Annotated in this window: 20 protein-coding genes; 2 read left to right on the top strand and 18 right to left on the bottom strand. The window is 64.7% G+C overall.

From position 1 onward, the window contains the following. The first annotated feature begins 48 nt into the window (after positions 1 to 48). The gene (sodC, locus tag N8H22_RS17055) at positions 49 to 570 is read left to right on the top strand and encodes a superoxide dismutase [Cu-Zn] SodC (protein ID WP_264591695.1); all 522 of its coding nucleotides are present in this window, start codon (positions 49 to 51) and stop codon (positions 568 to 570) included. A 44-nt stretch (positions 571 to 614) separates the two neighbouring features. Here sodC and flhB read toward each other — a convergent pair whose 3' ends face one another. The 18 genes from flhB to fliE form a co-directional block, all read right to left on the bottom strand. Further along, complete coding sequence (gene flhB, locus N8H22_RS17050; RefSeq protein ID WP_264591694.1) at positions 615 to 1751, bottom strand: flagellar biosynthesis protein FlhB; 1137 nt, start codon at positions 1749 to 1751, stop codon at positions 615 to 617. A gap of 33 nt (positions 1752 to 1784) precedes the next feature. Further along, complete coding sequence (gene fliR / locus N8H22_RS17045; protein ID WP_264591693.1) at positions 1785 to 2561, bottom strand: flagellar biosynthetic protein FliR; 777 nt, start codon at positions 2559 to 2561, stop codon at positions 1785 to 1787. 3 nt (positions 2562 to 2564) lie between these two features. Continuing rightward, positions 2565 to 2834: a flagellar biosynthesis protein FliQ gene (fliQ, locus tag N8H22_RS17040; protein ID WP_003287611.1), complete on the bottom strand. Its 270-nt coding sequence runs from the start codon at positions 2832 to 2834 to the stop codon at positions 2565 to 2567. A 10-nt stretch (positions 2835 to 2844) separates the two neighbouring features. Continuing rightward, entirely contained in the window at positions 2845 to 3621 is a 777-nt protein-coding gene (gene fliP, locus N8H22_RS17035) for a flagellar type III secretion system pore protein FliP (RefSeq protein WP_264591692.1), read from the bottom strand. Beyond that, positions 3621 to 4040, bottom strand: a complete 420-nt coding sequence (gene fliO, locus N8H22_RS17030; RefSeq protein WP_264591691.1) for a flagellar biosynthetic protein FliO — start codon at positions 4038 to 4040, stop codon at positions 3621 to 3623. Before fliO ends, fliP begins: the two co-directional genes overlap by 1 nt. A 1-nt stretch (position 4041) precedes the next feature. Next, positions 4042 to 4515: a flagellar motor switch protein FliN gene (gene fliN / locus N8H22_RS17025; protein ID WP_264591690.1), complete on the bottom strand. Its 474-nt coding sequence runs from the start codon at positions 4513 to 4515 to the stop codon at positions 4042 to 4044. 40 nt (positions 4516 to 4555) lie between these two features. Further along, a complete protein-coding gene (gene fliM / locus N8H22_RS17020; RefSeq protein ID WP_264591689.1) occupies positions 4556 to 5527 on the bottom strand; it encodes a flagellar motor switch protein FliM in 972 nt (323 codons plus the stop codon). A 13-nt stretch (positions 5528 to 5540) separates the two neighbouring features. Next, positions 5541 to 6068: a flagellar basal body-associated protein FliL gene (locus tag N8H22_RS17015; protein WP_264591688.1), complete on the bottom strand. Its 528-nt coding sequence runs from the start codon at positions 6066 to 6068 to the stop codon at positions 5541 to 5543. Positions 6069 to 6326: 258 nt separating this feature from the next. Beyond that, complete coding sequence (locus tag N8H22_RS17010; protein ID WP_264591687.1) at positions 6327 to 7556, bottom strand: flagellar hook-length control protein FliK; 1230 nt, start codon at positions 7554 to 7556, stop codon at positions 6327 to 6329. 79 nt (positions 7557 to 7635) lie between these two features. Continuing rightward, entirely contained in the window at positions 7636 to 7986 is a 351-nt protein-coding gene (locus tag N8H22_RS17005; RefSeq protein ID WP_264591686.1) for an Hpt domain-containing protein, read from the bottom strand. Between the two features lie 28 nt (positions 7987 to 8014). Continuing rightward, positions 8015 to 9709 carry a fused response regulator/phosphatase gene (locus N8H22_RS17000; protein WP_264591685.1) on the bottom strand — a complete coding sequence of 565 codons (1695 nt, stop codon included), beginning with the start codon at positions 9707 to 9709 and terminating at the stop codon, positions 8015 to 8017. A gap of 1 nt (position 9710) precedes the next feature. Beyond that, positions 9711 to 10016, bottom strand: a complete 306-nt coding sequence (locus tag N8H22_RS16995) for an STAS domain-containing protein (RefSeq protein ID WP_264591684.1) — start codon at positions 10014 to 10016, stop codon at positions 9711 to 9713. A gap of 191 nt (positions 10017 to 10207) precedes the next feature. After that, positions 10208 to 10660 (bottom strand): flagellar export protein FliJ, encoded by a 453-nt coding sequence (gene fliJ, locus N8H22_RS16990; protein WP_264591683.1) that lies wholly within the window; start codon positions 10658 to 10660, stop codon positions 10208 to 10210. Positions 10661 to 10663: 3 nt separating this feature from the next. Continuing rightward, complete coding sequence (gene fliI, locus N8H22_RS16985; RefSeq protein ID WP_264591682.1) at positions 10664 to 12022, bottom strand: flagellar protein export ATPase FliI; 1359 nt, start codon at positions 12020 to 12022, stop codon at positions 10664 to 10666. Beyond that, positions 12012 to 12785, bottom strand: a complete 774-nt coding sequence (gene fliH / locus N8H22_RS16980; RefSeq protein WP_264591681.1) for a flagellar assembly protein FliH — start codon at positions 12783 to 12785, stop codon at positions 12012 to 12014. The genes fliI and fliH overlap by 11 nt, the downstream gene beginning before the upstream one ends. Positions 12786 to 12788: 3 nt before the next feature. Further along, a complete protein-coding gene (gene fliG / locus N8H22_RS16975; protein ID WP_003287596.1) occupies positions 12789 to 13805 on the bottom strand; it encodes a flagellar motor switch protein FliG in 1017 nt (338 codons plus the stop codon). Beyond that, positions 13798 to 15582, bottom strand: coding sequence for a flagellar basal-body MS-ring/collar protein FliF (fliF, locus tag N8H22_RS16970; RefSeq protein WP_264591680.1), 1785 nt, complete (start codon positions 15580 to 15582; stop codon positions 13798 to 13800). Before fliF ends, fliG begins: the two co-directional genes overlap by 8 nt. 13 nt (positions 15583 to 15595) lie before the next feature. Next, positions 15596 to 15925 carry a flagellar hook-basal body complex protein FliE gene (gene fliE / locus N8H22_RS16965; protein ID WP_264591679.1) on the bottom strand — a complete coding sequence of 110 codons (330 nt, stop codon included), beginning with the start codon at positions 15923 to 15925 and terminating at the stop codon, positions 15596 to 15598. Between the two features lie 285 nt (positions 15926 to 16210). Here fliE and N8H22_RS16960 point away from each other — a divergent pair, with 285 nt between their 5' ends. Beyond that, positions 16211 to 17398 (top strand): benzoate/H(+) symporter BenE family transporter, encoded by a 1188-nt coding sequence (locus N8H22_RS16960; RefSeq protein WP_264591678.1) that lies wholly within the window; start codon positions 16211 to 16213, stop codon positions 17396 to 17398. The last annotated feature ends 62 nt before the right edge of the window (positions 17399 to 17460 follow it).

Below are 17460 nucleotides of genomic sequence, written 5' to 3'. Positions count from 1 at the left end.
TCGTGCGGCGGAATCCGCCGCCCCGTCCAATCTGCAAGGAGACACGTGATGAAACAGTGGATCATCGCCGCGCTGGCCGGCTGCACCGTCCTCGGCGTCCAGGCGGAAACCCTCAGCGTCCCGCTCAAAGCCGTCAGTGCCCAGGGCATCGGCGAGGCGGTCGGCAGCGTGAAGATCGAAAGCAGCGACTACGGTCTGGTCTTTCGCCCCGAGCTGGCGGGCCTACAGCCGGGCCTCCACGGCTTCCATGTGCATGCCAAGGGCAGCTGCGAGGCAGCAGAGATCGACGGCAAGCCCACCGCCGCAGGCGCCGCCGGCGGCCATTGGGACCCGAAGAACAGCGGCAAGCATGGCGAACCCTGGGGCGACGGCCACATGGGCGACCTGCCGGCGCTGTACGTGGACGGCGATGGCAAGGCTACCCAGCCGGTACTGGCCCCGCGACTGAAGAGCCTCGGTGATATCAAGGGTCTGGCGCTGATGGTGCATCAGGGCGGCGACAATCACTCCGATCACCCGCAACCACTCGGCGGTGGCGGCGCGCGGGTCGCCTGCGGCGTCATCGAGTAAGGCCGACGCAGGGCGGCCGCCATACTCTGCCAAGCCTACGTCCATTATTCGTCGCGGCGTAATTCCGGCGGAATCGGCAGTTCGTGCAGCGGATCGGGCCGCCTGCCCTTGCCGGCGCGGTACTGCCGCAGCTGGTAGACATAGGCGAGCACCTGAGCCACAGCGAGATATAGCCCCGCCGGGATTTCCTGATCCAACTCCGTCGAGTAGTACACCGCCCGCGCCAAGGCCGGTGATTCGAGGACGGTGACGCTGTGCTCCTGGGCGATCTCGCGGATCTTCAGCGCGAGGAAGTCGCCGCCCTTGGCCACCAGCATCGGCGCCCCGCCCCGCGCGGCGTCGTATTTCAGCGCCACGGCGAAGTGCGTCGGGTTGGTGATCACCACGTCGGCTTCGGGCACCGCCTGCATCATGCGCCGCTCGGCCATCTCGCGCTGCAACTGGCGGATGCGCGACTTGACCTCGGGCTTGCCCTCGGAATCCTTGTACTCGTCCCTGACCTCCTGCTTGGTCATCATCAGCTTCTGCTTGTTGTCCCAGAGCTGGAACGGCACATCTACCGCCGCGATCAGGATCAGCCCGCAGGCCATCCACAGCGCACACCAGCCCACCAGCTCGACGCTGTGCATGATCGCCAGATCCAGCGGCTGCTTGGCGATTGACAGCAGGTCGTCCTGGTAGGAAGACAGCACCAGCAAGGCCACCAGCAGCACCACCAGAAACTTGCCGAGCGCCTTGAGCAGCTCGACCAGCGCCTTGGTCGAAAACATCCGCTTGAGTCCGGCACCGGGGTTCATCCGGCCGAAGTTGGGCGCCATCGCCTTGGCCGAAAACAGCCAGCCGCCCAAGGCAATCGGGCCGACAATGGAGGCGATCAGCAGGGCGATCAGCAGCGGCAGGATGGCCTCCAGCGCGATCATGCCGCTGGCCATCAGCAGCATCACCATGCTGCCCTCATCGAGCAGCATCTCCCGGCTCAACTCAAAGCTGCCCTGCATCATGCCCATCAGCGCCTGCGCCAACCCGCCGCCGGAGGCCAGCAGCCCTCCGATCCCGCCGATGGTGACCGCCACCGTGTTCAGCTCGCGCGAGCGCGCGATCTGGCCTTTCTCGCGAGATTCCCGTCGGCGTTTCTCTGTGGGTTCCTCGCTTTTGTCGGCACCGCTTTCGCTTTCAGCCATCGACGGCCTCCGCGTTGTGCATGAGCATGTTCATCAGCGCAGCCCCACCAGCTCGCGCAGCATGGCCAGCGCCTCGCCGACGAAGATCTGGTACTGCGCCAGGATATCGGCCATGCCGATCCAGACGATGATCAGGCCCAGTACCAGAGTCAGCGGAAAGCCGATTGAGAAAATGTTCAGCTGCGGTGCGGCGCGAGTCATCAGGCCAAACGCCAGGTTGACCACCAGCAGCGCGGTGATCGCCGGCAGCACCAGCAGCAGCCCGGCGCCGAGCACCCAGCCAAGCTTCCCCGCCACCTCCCACAGATGGTTGGTCGACAGCCCGCCACCCACCGGCAGGGTCACGAAGCTTTCGGTGAGAATTTCCAGCACCACCAGATGGCCGTTCATCGCCAGGAACAGCAGGATCACCAGCATGTTGAAGAACTGTCCGAGCACCGGCACCGACACGCCGTTGGCCGGATCGACCATCGAGGCGAAGCCCAGGCCCATCTGCATCGCCAGCAGCTGCCCGGAAACGATGAAGACATGGAAGAACAGCTGCAGCACGAAGCCGAGCATCACGCCGATCAACAGTTGCTCGGCAATCAGCAACAGCGCGCGCACGCTCAGCGCCTCGACCAGCGGCATCGGGCCGAGGGTTGGTGCCAGCACCAGGGTAATGGCCAACGCCAAGTACAAGCGCACGCGCGTCGGCACCAGCTGGGTACCGATGATCGGCATGCTCATCAGCAAGGCCGCGATGCGAAACAGCGGCAGCATGAACTGCGCTACCCAGCTGCCGATCTGCGCGTTGCTCAGCTCCAGCATGGCTCAGCCGATGATCAGCGGAATGTTGGCGATCAGGCCCTGGGTGTATTCCATCAGCTCGCGTACCAGCCAAGGCCCAGCCCAGATCAGCGTCAGCAGCATCACCAAAAGGCGCGGCAGGAAGCTCAACGTCTGCTCGTTAATCTGCGTGGCGGCCTGGAACATCGCCACCACCAGACCGACCAGCAGGCTGGGCATTACCAGCACACCGACGATCATCGCGGTCATCCAAAGGCCTTCGCGAAACAGGTCCACCGCGACTTCGGGCGTCATGACGAGCCTCCTAGAGCGTGCCGAAGCTGCCGGCCAGGGTGCCGATGATCAGCCCCCAGCCGTCGACCAGCACGAACAGCATGATCTTGAATGGCAGCGAGATGATCAGCGGCGACAGCATCATCATGCCCATCGCCATCAGCACGCTGGCCACCACCATGTCGATGATGAGGAACGGAATGAAGATCATGAAGCCGATCTGGAACGCCGTCTTCAGCTCCGAGGTGACGAATGCCGGCACCAGGATCGTCAGCGGCGCCGCCTCCGGACTGGCGATGTCGGTCCGCCGCGACAGGCGCATGAACAGGTCGAGGTCGCTTTCGCGGGTCTGCGCCAGCATGAACGCCTTGAGCGGCACCTCGGCGCGGGCGATCGCCTCCTGCGCCGGCAGCTGCTCAGCCAGGTAGGGCTGCAGCGCCTCCTGGTTTATCCGCTCGAATACCGGCGCCATGATGAACAGCGTGAGGAACAACGTCAGACCGATGAGGATCTGGTTCGACGGCGTCTGCTGCAGGCCCAGCGCCTGGCGCAGGATGGAAAAGACGATGATGATCCGCGTGAAGCTGGTCATCAGCATGACGAACGCCGGAATGAAACTCAGCGCCGTCATGATCAGCAGGATCTGCAGGCTGACCGAATACTCCTGTTGGCCCTGAGCGTCGGTGCTCAGGGTGATCGCCGGAATCGACAACGGGTTGTCACCGCGCGCCAGCAATCCGCCAGCCTCCTGACCGAGCGCCAGCGGGGCAATCGTAGCCAGCAGGACCGCCAGCAGAATACGCAACATCAGGGCTTGTCCTTGTGATCCTTGCCCAGCAACTCCATCAGGCGCTGAGCGAACTCCGGATTGGCTGGCTCGGAATCGGGCAGATGCACCGGTTCCTTGAGCACGTGCAGCGGCGTGATGCGGCCGGCGGATAGACCGATCAGCACCTGCTCGCTGCCTACCTGCACCAGCACCAGCCGCTCGCGCGGGCCCAGCGCCTGACTGGAAACCAGCTTGATCACCTGAGTACCGCGCGGGTTCAGCTGCTGGACGCGGCGCAGCAGCCAGGCGAGCAGGAAGATCAGCCCGACCACCAGCAGCAGGCCGAGCAGCAGCTTGCTCAACTGAGCGCCCATGTCGGTGCTGCTCATGCTGGTCGCCGGCTCGGCGGCCAGCGCCGGCAGTGCGAGCAGCAGGCCGAGAAAGGCTAGCGCGCGCATGTCAGCGCAGCTTCTTGATGCGTTCGGTGGGGCTGATCACGTCCGTCAGGCGAATGCCGAACTTCTCGTTGACCACCACCACCTCGCCATGCGCGATCAGCGTACCGTTGACCAGCACGTCCAGCGGCTCACCTGCCAGCCGATCGAGCTCCACCACCGAGCCCTGGTTGAGCTGCAGCAGGTTGCGAATGCTGATCTCGGTGCTGCCGACCTCCATGGAAATGGAGACTGGAATATCCAGGATCACATCCAGGTTCGGCCCCTCCAGCCCCAGCGGTGCGCCGCCGGCCTTCGGCATACTGGCAAAGTCTTCCAGCGGCGCGCGCGGTGCTGCAGGCTCGGCTGCGGCCGGCCCCTGATTGAGCAGCGCGTCAATGTCGTCCTGGCTGGCATCGCCAGCCTCGGCCAACGCCGCGGCCCACTCGTCGGCCAGCGCCTGCTCTTCTGGGGAAGTGTTTTCGTGTTCGTCTGCCATCGCTAATCCTCGACCGGCTCGAATTGAGTAAGAAAGTGAGTCACCGCGGACGAACCACCGGCTCTAGCACCTGCAGCGCCAGGTTGCCCTTGTGGGCACCCAGCTTGACCTTGAAGGCCGGCATGCCATTGGCGCGCATGATCATGTCTTCGGGCATTTCCACCGGGATGACATCGCCCGGCTGCATGTTGAGAATGTCGCGCAGCTTCAACTGCCGCCGCACCACGGTCGCGCCCAGCGGCACGTTGACGTCGAGAATGTCCTCGCGCAGCGCCTTGACCCAGCGCTCGTCCTGGTCGCTGACGTCGGACTGGAAGCCGGCGTCGAGCATCTCGCGGATCGGCTCGATCATCGAATAAGGCATGGTCACGTGCAGGTCGCCGCCGCCGCTGTCGAGTTCGATGTGGAAGGTCGACACCACCACCACCTCGCTGGGGCTGACGATGTTGGCCAGCGCCGGGTTCACTTCCGAATTGATGTACTCGAAGTTGACGTCCAGCACCGCGTGCCAGGCTTCCTTGAGATCGGTGAACGCCTGATCCAGCACCATGCGCACCACACGCAGCTCGGTAGGCGTGAACTCGCGCCCTTCGATCTTGGCGTGACGGCCGTCGCCGCCGAAGAAGTTGTCCACTAGTTTGAACACCAGCTTCGCGTCGAGTATGAACAGCGCCGTGCCACGCAGCGGCTTCATCTTCACCAGGTTGAGACTGGTCGGCACGTACAGCGAATGCACGTACTCGCCGAACTTCATCACCTGTACACCGCCCACCGAGACGTCCGCCGAGCGGCGCAGCAGGTTGAACATGCTGATGCGGGTGTAACGCGCGAAGCGCTCGTTGATCATCTCCAGCGTGGGCATGCGCCCACGGACGATGCGGTCCTGGCTGGTGAGGTCGTAGCTCTTGATCGAACCGGGTTCGGCGTCGCTCTCGGTATCCACCAGACCGTCGTCGACCCCGTGCAGGAGCGCATCGATCTCGTCTTGCGAAAGCAGGTCCTGAACAGCCATCGGCAAAAACCTTCTATTGCAGTACGAAGTTGGTGAAAAGCACTTGCTCGACCGCCAGCTTGCCGACTTCCTTCTGCGCAAGCTCCTGCACGCTGGACGTGGCCTGCTGGCGCAGCATTTCCTTGCCTACCGGCGTCATCAGCGCCGCGAAATCCTGACTGGAGAACAGCATCACCAACCGATTGCGCAGCAGCGGCATGTGTTCTTTGAGCCCGTCGAGCGCCAGTTGATCACGCGACATCAAGGCCACGCTGACCTGCATATAGCGCTGACGCCCCTTGTGATTGAAATTGACCACAAAAGCCGGCATCAGCACTTCGTAGACAGCCGCCGGCTTGCCCGAAGGAGTTCCCGCCACCTCGGCCGGTTGTTCGTCCGCCTCATCGCCCTTGTCGAGAAAGAACAGCGTGCCGCCAATCGACAAACCGATGGCCAACAAGAAAGCGACCGCGATCGCGATGATGAGTTTCAGCCGCCCCTTGCCATCCGCGCCTTCTGCGCCGGCAATCGGTGGGCCGGGAGGTACCTGTTTCTTCGCCATGCCAAATATCCGTCGTTGTGCGCGCAACATCCCGCTGGGGCAGGACAGGAGCAACTGCTGTGCCAACGTGGGGAAGCGCGGCAAGCAACAGAGGGTGAACGGGTGATGACCCACACGCGAGACGATCGTCGGCGTTCAGGCAGAGATAAACCGCTGACTATCGTCGCTCATCGAGCAAGCACACGCGCCGGAAAACCGTCAGCAGGCTGTCGCGGTTGCTCAACAGGCACGCCGGTGTACCCGGTCGGGCGTCCCGGCTCAGGCGTAATAGTCCACCAGACCGCGATCGCCGACCGTCCGATTGCTGGCGATCTCGCTGACGCCTAACGGGTGCTCATCGTCGCTCGACGCGCCACCCGCCAGGGCATTATTGCGCCCCGCTTCGCCCTCGCCACGCCCCTGCCAACCGCGCGCCGAGGACTGGTCGGACACGTTGACGTTCATGCTCATGCCTTGCTGATCGAACATTTCACGCAACCGCTGCATCTGCCCTTCGAGCGCGTCGCGTACGCCGGCATGCGGGCTGAGGAAGGTGATCTGCGCCTGATCACGACTCATCTCGATGCGCACCTCCATCCGCCCCAGCTCAGCCGGATCGAGCTGGATCTCGGCGGACTTGAGGTTCTGGCTGGACAGCCACATCACCCGATCCACCACGGCCTCACTCCAACCGGCCTGCTGCATCTGCACCGGCTGCCCGGGCACCAGGGCAGGCTTGTGCGCCTGCTGAATCTGCTGCGCGATCGCCTGGCTCAGCGGATTGATGCGGCTGGTCGCCGGTTCGGCAGCCTGGCGGCTCTCCTTCGGCCCATCCAGCCCCTCAAGCAACTCACCGACGGCCACCTCGAGTTCGGCGTCTTCCTCCGGCTCGGCGCTGGCCACCAGCAGACCGGCGAAGCTGTCCTCGCTGGTTATCGCGGCGTCCTTCGTGCTGCTGGTCAATTCGGAAACCAGAGGAGTCTTCATGCTCGGTGCAGTCGAGTCGCTCACCTTGCCAAGGGCGGCCAACCCATCATCTGCCAGCACATCGACCGCGGCAGTTGGCTGCTGCAACTGCGCCTGCGGCTGCGTCAGTCCCGGCGTGAAGGAAAAGCTCGCCTGCGTAGCCACGGCCTCTTCCTGGGGCGGGAACTGACCACTCAAGCCAAGCAGCAGCAATGGGTCGAGCTCGCTATCGAGCGCCAGCCCCTCGGCCTCGTCCCCGGCAGGCAAGGAATTGCCGCTTTCGGCAACTGCCGGCTTTTCGGCGTCACTCGCTGCCGTCGTTTCATCGACAGGCTGATCCTCGTCGGCCGGTTCGCGCGCCGACGCCGCAGCACCGTCCTTGCGCTCGACAGGCTTGCTCTGGCGCTCGCGCGCATACACCTCGGAGAAGCTTGAACGCCCGCCAGCGTTGGGCTCAGGCGCCTCTGCCGCTTTCGCCGCGGCCGCCTTGGGGCGTGCGTCAACTGATGGGGATTTCAGCAACAGATCAGGGGAAACGGCCATGGATCTTTCCGCTCAGGGTGATTCGTGCAGAACCTTGAGCAAGTTCCGGGCCAGCACAAAACGCCAGAGAGCCGTCCGCTCAGGCGTAGCGTTGCCGCTCGGCACGAAAGAGGATGCCGACGATCGCGAACTCGCGCTCGATCCGCTCGAGCATGGCTGGCGCCTCGACCAATTGCTGCTCGCGCGCCAGAACCTCCAGCTCAGAGCACAGGTCAGCGAGTGCAGCGGCGCCCAGGTTGCTGCAACTGCCCTTGAAGCTGTGCGCGGCACGGCGCAGTGCCTCGCTTTCACCGGCCTGAAGCGCATGCTGGAGCAGGCGCAAGCGTTCCTCGGAATCGATCAGAAAGGTGTCCAGCAGCACCGGATACTCGGCTTCCATTACCGCTTGCAAGGTCGCGAGCACGGAACTGTCGAGATGAGGGATGGACACAGAGCCGCTCCTTGGTGAAAGCCGCGAATTATGCATGAGCCGACCAGCGGAACTCCACGCTCAGCCCCCGCCCGTCCGCCTGCCAATCGAACCCGTCGCTCAGCTGACGGATCAGCCGCAAGCCTCTGCCGCACAAGCTGTCGACGCCGTGCCGTTCACCCAATACGTGAGCGACATCGAAACCGGGCCCGCTGTCCTGGATGCCGATACGCAGGTAGCCACCTTCGTCGCCGGACCGGATCTCCAGCTCGAGATGGATATGTCCCGTCGTCAGCTCGGCCAGGCGCTGGCGCCGCAACTCGTAGTACTGCGCGAAGCCTTCGGCATCCCGCTTGAGGTTCGAGTCCAGGCCCAGCACGCCGTGCTCCAGCGCGTTGGAAAACAGTTCGACCAGAACGGTATAGACCGCACCTGCGCGTGGGCGCAACTGCTGAACCTGCAGCAACACCTGCAACAGCAGCGGCAACGGATTGCCGGTCCGCAGGCTAGCCGCGCGCAGTTCGAACTGCGCCGACCAATCCATCGGACGCGACTCGTTAGGTGCGCCGAGCGACAACGGCAGCTGCATCGGCACCAGCTTCTCGGTCAGGTCCACCTCGACCAGGCTGAGGTCATCCTGCAACTGTCCGTGGAACGCCAGCAGCGCTTGCTCGATCTCGTCGAACAGGCGCGCCGGATCGCGATTGGCGTCCAAGGTCGCCAGCAGGCGCTGTTCGCCGAACAGCTCGTCGTTGGCGTTACGGCTCTCCACCACTCCGTCGGACAGCAGCAACAGGCGGTCGCCGAGCGCCAGCGGATGGCTTTCGAAGCGCGGTTCGAATGCTCCCGGGCTCAGCACACCCAATGGCAGATGCCGGGATACCAGCGCCACGCGCCGACCATCCGGGCGAATCAGGTAGCCGTCCGGCAGGCCGCCATTCCAGACGTTGAGCACGCCCTGGGCCATGTTGATGTCCAGCAGCGTGGCGCAGCAGAACATCTCCACCGGCAGAATCTGCTTGAGCTTGGCATTCAGCTCGCGAAGGATGTCCTTGGCCGCATAACCCTTGGCCGTCATGCCGTAGAAGGTTTCCGCCAGCGGCATGGCGCCGATCGCCGCCGGCAAACCGTGACCGGTGAAATCGCCGAGCAGCACGAACATCTGTCCAGCAGGGGCCTGCACGGCCAGCAGCAGGTCGCCGTTGAACAGCGCCCGCGGTGATTGCCGGAAGCGGATATTTGGCGCACCCAGACAGCCGGCATGCGCGACCTTGTCGAAGATCGCCTTGGCCGCGCGCTGCTCGTCGAGCAGCTGCTGGTTGCGCCGGGCGATCAGATCGCGCTGTTCGAGCACCGTTGCCTGCAAGCGGCGCAAGCGATGCATGGCCTTGATCTTGGCCTCGAGAATGACCGGGTTGTACGGCTTGACGATGAAATCGTCACCACCGGCGTCCAGGCAGCGCACCAGCGCCTGGTTCTCGCTGAGCGAGGTGAGAAAGATGATCGGCACCAGCTCGTCGCCGGCCAGACGCTTGATGCGCCGCGCGGCGTCGAAGCCGTCCATCAGCGGCATCAGCGCATCCATCAGCACCAGCTGTGGGCGCTCCCGCTCGTAGAGGGCCACTGCTTCCAGACCATCGCTGGCCGTCAGCACCTGATGCCCCTGGCGGGCGATGATGGTCGACAGCAGCATCCGATCGACCGGATTGTCCTCGGCGATCAGGATCGTCAGCTGGTCGAACATCTCAGCCGATCACGAAAAGCTGTTCGAAATTCGAGACCGAGAGAATCTTTCGCACGTCGGCGTTGCAGTTGAGCAGACGCACATCGGCTTCGTCGCCGCCGGCGTGATCACGCAGCAACAGCAACATGCCAAGCGCCGAACTATCCAGATAGGTGGTGCCTTGCAGATCGACGACATACCGCTGGGGAGCGACATCCTGGCGCTGATAGGCGTCGCGAAACGCCTGATGGGCATTGAAGTCGAAGCGACCGCTGATGGCGATCGTCAACTCGCGCCCATCCGCCGAAGGCTGAGAAGTAATGGTCATGTAGCACTCCCTGGTCCGAAACGGGATCTGGGCAGACCCACGCTCGCAATCTTTGCATTGAAAAACAATCGATGCCTGCTGACGCAGGCTGCACTGCTCAGCGGATGGGCTCGCTGTTTCTCAACGACCTGTCGCGGGCTGCTGCAATGAAGCGGGACAAGATTTAGCATCCAAGGCCCGGTGCGGCAAGCTCAATCCTGCCGGCGGCGCCCTGCCAGACGCTGCGAGAACTCGTCGAGCAGCTTCTGCTCGCGCTTGTCGGCAGCCACCCGCGCCTCGCGCAGATAGCCCTCCACCAGCTTGCTCAGCCCCTCGACCCGCGCGTGACGCTGCTGCCACTGGGCGCGCAGCTTGCTCAGGTTGTCGCGATGCCACGCGACGCTACGCTGCTGCTGCCCGATCGCCGATTCGAGCTGGGACAGGAAGCGCTGGTAGTTCATCAGCCACTGGCCGGAGACGCCCTGACTACCCTGGCGCATCCACTGTTGCTGGTAATCGCTGAAATACTGTTCAAGCTCGCCGAGTTTGGCCTCGGCCTGCGCCAGCTGCGCCTGTCCTTGCCCAAGCAGGCGAGCGGCATCGCGCTCGGCCCGCTCGGCCATCTCGATGACCGGCGCCAGCCGGGCGGCACGACTGAGTGGCACGGTTTACGCGCCCTGACGCGGGCTGAACACCGCACTCAACTGTGCCGCACTTTCGCCCAGCGATTCGCTCTCGTTAAGTCCTTGGCGCAGGTAGCGCACCATTTCGGCTTGGCGGGCGATCGCCAGGTCGGTATCCGGATCGCCGCCCGGCACGTAGGCACCGACGCTGATCAGGTCACGGCTCTGCTGGTAGCGCGACCAGAGCTGCTTGAAGCGCTGCGAGCTGCGCACATGCTCGGCGTTGACCACCTGCGGCATGACCCGGCTGATCGAAGCCTCGATATCGATCGCAGGATAATGGCCTTCCTCGGCCAAGCGCCGCGACAGCACGATATGGCCGTCGAGCACGCCACGCGCGGCATCGGCGATCGGGTCCTGCTGATCGTCGCCTTCGGAGAGCACCGTATAGAACGCGGTGATCGAACCACCGCCCTGCTCGGCGTTGCCGGCCCGCTCCACCAGGCTCGGCAGCTTGGCGAACACCGATGGCGGATAGCCCTTGGTCGCCGGCGGCTCGCCGATGGCCAGGGCGATCTCGCGCTGAGCCTGGGCGTAACGCGTCAGCGAATCCATCAGCAGCAGCACGTTCTTGCCCTTGTCGCGGAAATACTCGGCGATACGCGTGCAGTACTGCGCGGCGCGCAGACGCATCAGCGGCGCCTCGTCGGCGGGCGAGGCAACCACCACCGAACGCTTGAGACTCTCCTCGCCAAGGATGTGCTCGATGAACTCCTTGACCTCGCGACCACGCTCGCCGATCAGGCCGACGACGATGATGTCCGCCTCGGTGAACTTGGTCATCATGCCCAGCAGCACCGACTTACCGACGCCGGTACCGGCGAACAGGCCCAGGCGCTGGCCGCGGCCGACGGTGAGCAGGCCGTTGATGCTGCGGATGCCGACGTCCAGCGGCTCGCTGATCGGGTGGCGCTTGAGCGGGTTGATCACCGGGCCATCCATCGGCACCCAGTCCTCGGCGCGCATGCCGCCCTTGCCGTCCAGCGCGCGACCGGCGCCGTCGAGCACCCGGCCAAGCATGGACATGCCCATCGGCAGGCGACCGGTATTGGGCAGCGGCACCACACGCGCACCCGGCGCGATACCGGCGAGGCTGCCGACCGGCATCAGGTAAAGCTTGCCGCTGGAGAAGCCCATGACCTCGGCTTCGACCTCGGTCGGATGGTAGCTATCGTCGTTGATCACCCGGCAGCGGCTGCCAACCGCGGCGCGCAGGCCCTCGGCCTCCAGCGTCAGGCCGACCATGCGCAGCAGACGGCCTTCGAGGACCGGCTGACTGGGCAGCTTGACCGCCTCGGTGTAACAGGCCAGGCGCCGGGCGAAACTGACCCGGTCAAGGCGCATCGGGACTATCCAGATCGAGGTGCAGATCGGCCGCCGGCGGATGCGTGGCGTTCTCGCGCTGCTGCTCGAACAACTGCTTGATCGCCTGACTCAGGCGCGTCTCGACGCTGGCGTCGATGCGGCTGTGTTCGGTCTCGATGAGGCAGCCGCCGGGCAGCAGGCTGGCGTCTTCGAGAATCCGCCAGCTCTCCTCGTGACGCTCGCGCAGCGCCTTGATCAGTTCGAAATCCTGCGGATTGACGTGAACGTGCACGTTCTGCGCGCCCATCGGCAGCAGCTTGAGCGCCTCGCGCAGCACCTGGCGGATCTGGCTGGAATCGATCAGCAGATCGCGCTGGATCACCTCGCGCGACAGGTGGCTGACCAGCGTGACCAGCGCGTGCTCGAGGTTGCGATCCTGCTCGGCAATCGGATCGAGCAGCTGCGTCATCAGCTGCTCCAGGCTCTGCAGGCGTGCGGCCAGCGCCGTCTCGGCCTCCTGGCGAGCCTTCAGCTGGCCGGCATGGAAGCCGTCCTTCTCGCCGGTGGCGAAGCCTTCGTTGTAGGCCTCCTGGCGAATCGCTTCCAGCTCATCGAGCGTCAAGGGTTTGACTTCCTCGACCGGCACTTCTTCGCTGTGTGCCAGCTCCTCGACAACCGGCTCGGCCGCTTCCGGCGGATCGTCGGCCTGCGCGCCTTCGGCATCGAAGCTGGGCAGCGCCCAGCGGTCGAACAGCCGCACGTCCTGAGCGCGGATCACATCGCTGGGATTTTCCTTGGCCACGGCTTAGACCATTTCCTCGCCGCCCTTGGCACCCAGGACGATCTCCCCGGCTTCAGCCATGCGGCGGGCAATGGTGAGGATTTCCTTCTGCGCGTTCTCGACTTCGCTGACGCGCACCGGCCCCTTGGCTTCCAGGTCGTCGCGCAGCAGTTCGCCGGCGCGCTTGGACATGTTCTTGAAGACCTTTTCCTTGATCGCTTCGTCGGCGCCCTTGAGCGCCAGCACCAGCACGTCGGAGGAAACCTCGCGCAGCAGGATCTGGATGCCACGGTCATCCACGTCGGCCAGGTTGTCGAAGACGAACATCAGATCTTCGATCTGCGTGGACAGGTCCTCGTCGACATCGCGGATGGCGTCCATCAGCTGGCCTTCGATGGAGCTGTCGAGGTAGTTCATGATGTCGGCGGCACGCTTGACGCCGCCGAGGCTGGCACGACTGGTGTTGGTGTTGCCGGAGAACTGCTTCTCGAGGATCAGGTTCAGTTCCTTCAGCGCCGCCGGCTGCACGGTGTTGAGCGACGACACGCGCAGCACGATGTCCAGACGCACCTTGTGATCGAAGTGCGACAGCACCTCACCGGCCTGGTCCGGATCCAGATAGGCCACGACGATGGCCTGGATCTGCGGGTGCTCGTAGCGGATGACGTCCGCCACGGCGCGCGGCTCCATCCACTTCAGGCTGTCCAGACCGCTGGTGTTGCCGCCCAGCAGGATGCGGTCGATCAGGCCGCCGGCCTTGTCCTCACCCAGGGCCTGGGTGAGCATCTTGCGGATGTAGCCGTCGGAGCCGACGCCGAGGCTGGTCTGGTCGCCGACGATCTCGACGAACTCGCTCATCACCCGCTCGACCTGCTCCCGGTGGATGTTGCGCATCTGCGCCATCGCCGTGCCGACCCGCTGCACTTCCTTCGGGCCGAGGTGACGCAGCACTTGCGCGGCATCGGTTTCACCCAGCGACAGCAACAGGATGGCGGCCTTGTCGACCTTGTTGAGCTTGGTTTGAACCCGGTTCTCACTCATCGGCGTTGATCCACTCTTTCACCACCTGGGCGACCCGTCCCGGGTCTTCGGCCACCAGGTTCTTGATCGCGTTCAGCTGGGCTTCATATCCCTCGCTGGGACTCGGCAGCAGGATGTTCTGCGGGCCGCTGAGGCTGACCCGGTCATTGGCCAGCGCTGCGTCGACGCCGTCCATGTCGCCGAGTTCGACATCTGCGTCGCTGGTCTGCAGCTCCTTGCCCTTGCCGGCATGGGTCAGGTTGTTCAGCACCGGACGCAGCACACCGAACACCAGCACCAGGATGAACAGTACGCCCAGCACCTGCTTGACCACATCCCAGAACCACGGCTGGGAGTAGAACGGAATGTCGACCACGACGTCGTCGAAGGAGTCCGCGACGAAGGCGGTATTGATCACGCTGACGCTGTCGCCCCGGCTGGCGTCGAAGCCGACGGCGTCCTGGACCAGGCGAGTGAAGCGCGCCAGGTCTTCGGGCGTCCAGGGAGTACGCGTGGCTTCGCCGGCGGCATTGGTCATGACCTGATCATCGACCACCACCGCCACCGACAGCCGGCGCAGACGCCCCTGCTGCTGCTTGGTGTAGCTGATGGAGCGGTCCAGCTCGTAGTTGCGGGTGGCCTGTTCGCGCTTGTCCGCCGGGTATGGCGCGAGCATCGGCTGGCCGGTCACCGGATCCATGATCTGCTGGCCGTTGGCATCCAGCAGCGGCTGGCCGGGCGGCACGGCACCTGCGGCAGCGGCGGCCTGGTTGGCTTGTTCGGGCGCGGACGCCGGGCCCGGCGGCTGGTTGCTCAACGCCCCGGGCACGCCTTGCGGCGGCAGGCTGCTCTGGCGCTGTTCGTTGACACTCTGCTCGCTGCGCAGCGCCGGCTGGTCGGGATTGAAGGTTTCCGAGGTGGATTCCACCGCGCTGAAATCGACGTCGGCGGAGACCTCGGCCTTGTAGCGGCCGCTGCCCAGCACCGGCTGCAGGATGTTGTGCACGCGCTGGGTATAGAGGCTTTCCATGCGCCGGCTGTAGTCGAACTGCTTGCCGGCCATGGTCAGCTCGGACAGCTCCTGCTGGTCGGACAGCAGGTTGCCCTTCTGGTCCACCACGGTGATCTGCGACTTGCTCAGCTCGGGCACGCTGGTGGCAACCAGGTTGATGATCGCCATTACCTGGCTCGGCTCCAGCGAGCGGCCCGGATACAGCTCCACCAGCACCGAGGCGCTGGGCTTGCGCTCGTCACGGACGAACACCGAACTCTTGGGGATTGCCAGGTGCACGCGGGCGCCCTTGACATTGTTCAGGCTGGAGATGGTGCGCGCCAGTTCGCCTTCGAGGCCACGGCGATAGCGGGTCGCCTCCATGAACTGACTGGTGCCCAGGCCCTGATCCTTGTCGAGAATCTCGAAGCCGACGTTGCTGTCGGCCGGCGCAATACCGGCGCCGGCGAGCTTCAGTCGCGCGCGTGCCAGATCGTCGGCCTTGACCAGCAGGGCGCCGGAGTTCGGCTCGACGGTGTAGGAGATGTCCGCCGCGGCGAGGGTTTCCATCACCTGATTGGCATCCATCCCGGCAAGACTGCCGAGCAGCGGGCGGTAGTCCGGCTGCTGCGACCAGAGCACTACGGCAAAGCCGATCGCCACACTCGCCGCCAGCCCGACCAGCAGGCCGATCTGACGCAGCATCGACATCTCGGAGAGGTTTTCCAGGAACGACAGCCCCAGCAGAGGCTTCTTCGCCTCTGCCGCGCCGCTCGGAACCGGAACGTTGCTCACCGCGTCAGCCATAATTCAACCCGCCTCACACCGGCATCTGCATGATGTCTTGATAGGCCTGAACCAGCTTGTTGCGCACCTGGGTCATGGCTTGAAAGGAAACGCTGGCCTTCTGCGAGGCGATCATCACTTCGGTCAGGTCGACGCCGCCCTGCCCCATCTCGAAGGCGGAGGCCAACTGGCTGGAAACCTGCTGGGTTTCGTGCACCTTGTTCACCGCCTGGCCGAGCATGTCGGAGAAGCTCGGCGCGCCGGCTTCCTGGACTGGCGCCTCGGGCTTGGTGCGCGCCATTGCGTCGGTCTGCATGGCCCGCATTTCCAGCATCAAGCGATTGAATTGGACACCCTGACTCATCTACTTCCTCCAACAGCCGCGGTTTTTTTGACGCTGCGCGGCAGGCGAGATGTAGATAGCAACAAGGGTGCCAAAAATAGGTGTGCTCTCGGCGGCCAGCCCGGTCAGTCATCAGAGTGCGACGGTCGGCACTGTTACGCCGAACCGGCCGCTGGCTGTATGGGACGCCACAGCCCTGCGCCCGCTAGGCTAACCTCCGCTTTCAACCCTGACTTACACCCCGCCGCCGACCGCTGGCAGCACGACAGTGCAGACCTCAACGCTGCGACCACCAGCCGAATCGCCATGACCGAAACGATCCGCTCCACGTTACGACCGCTCAGCGATAGCTCGCCATCAACCATCGCCGCCGGCTTCATCGCCATGCTCACTGGTTACACCAGCTCGCTGGTACTAATGTTCCAGGCCGGCCAGGCGGCGGGCCTGAGTGCTCCGCAGATTTCCTCGTGGATCTGGGCGCTGTCGATCGGCATGGCGATCTGCAGTATCGGCCTGTCGCTGCGCTATCGCACGCCGGTGGTGGTGGCCTGGTCGACGCCGGGCGCCGCCCTGCTGATCAGCAGCCTGCCCGGCGTGCCATACGCCGAAGCGATTGGCGCCTACATCTTCGCCTCGCTGCTGATCGTACTCTGCGGGCTAACCGGCAGCTTCGAGCGGCTTATGCGTCGGGTACCCGCCTCACTGGCCGCCGCGCTGCTGGCCGGCGTGCTGTTCAACATCGGAATCGAGATCTTTCGCGCAGTGGAAGTGCAGCCGCTGCTGGTGCTCGGCATGTTCTTCAGCTACCTGCTGGCAAAACGGCTGTGGCCCCGCTACGCGGTGTTGACCGCCCTGGTGATCGGCTGCGCACTGGCTGCGACGCAGGGGTTGCTGGATTTCCGGCACTTCAGTCTGGAACTGGCGGTACCGGTATGGACCACGCCGTCGCTGTCATTCGCTGCGATTCTGAGCATCGGCATCCCGCTGTTCGTCATCGCCATGGCCTCGCAGAACATGCCCGGCCTCGCCGTACTGCGTGCCGAAGGTTACGACGTGCCGGCCTCGCCGCTGATCTCGGTGACCGGCATCGCCTCGGTGCTGCTGGCACCGTTCGGCTCGCACGGCATTCATCTGGCGGCGATCACCATGGCCATCTGCGCCGGCCCCGAGGCGCACCCCGACCCTGGCAAGCGTTACACCGCGGCGGCATGGTGCGGGGTGTTCTATGGCATCGCCGGCATCTTCGGCGCGACCCTGGCGGCGCTGTTCGCGGCGTTTCCAGCGGCGCTGGTGCTGTCGATCGCGGCGCTCGCGCTGCTCGGCTCGATCGGTGCGGGGCTGACCCAGGCCATGCAGCAGCCGCATGAGCGCGAGGCGGCGCTGATCACCTTCATGGTCACGGCGTCGGGGCTGACGCTGTTTGGAATCGGGGCCGCGCTGTGGGGGTTGATCGCGGGAGTGGTGACGCTGGTGATGCTTAATAGGCAGGGCTGAGAGCAGGCCTGGTTTCCGCGCCGCTCCGGGCGGTCCCGGCAGCAGGCACGCTGACCGGCAGG

Origin of the sequence: Stutzerimonas sp. S1, assembly GCF_025966695.1 — a bacterium.
In the GTDB taxonomy this organism is placed as follows: Bacteria; Pseudomonadota; Gammaproteobacteria; order Pseudomonadales; family Pseudomonadaceae; genus Stutzerimonas.
Note: the sequence above shows the minus strand (reverse complement) of the source record. Positions and strands in the feature narration are given on the sequence as shown.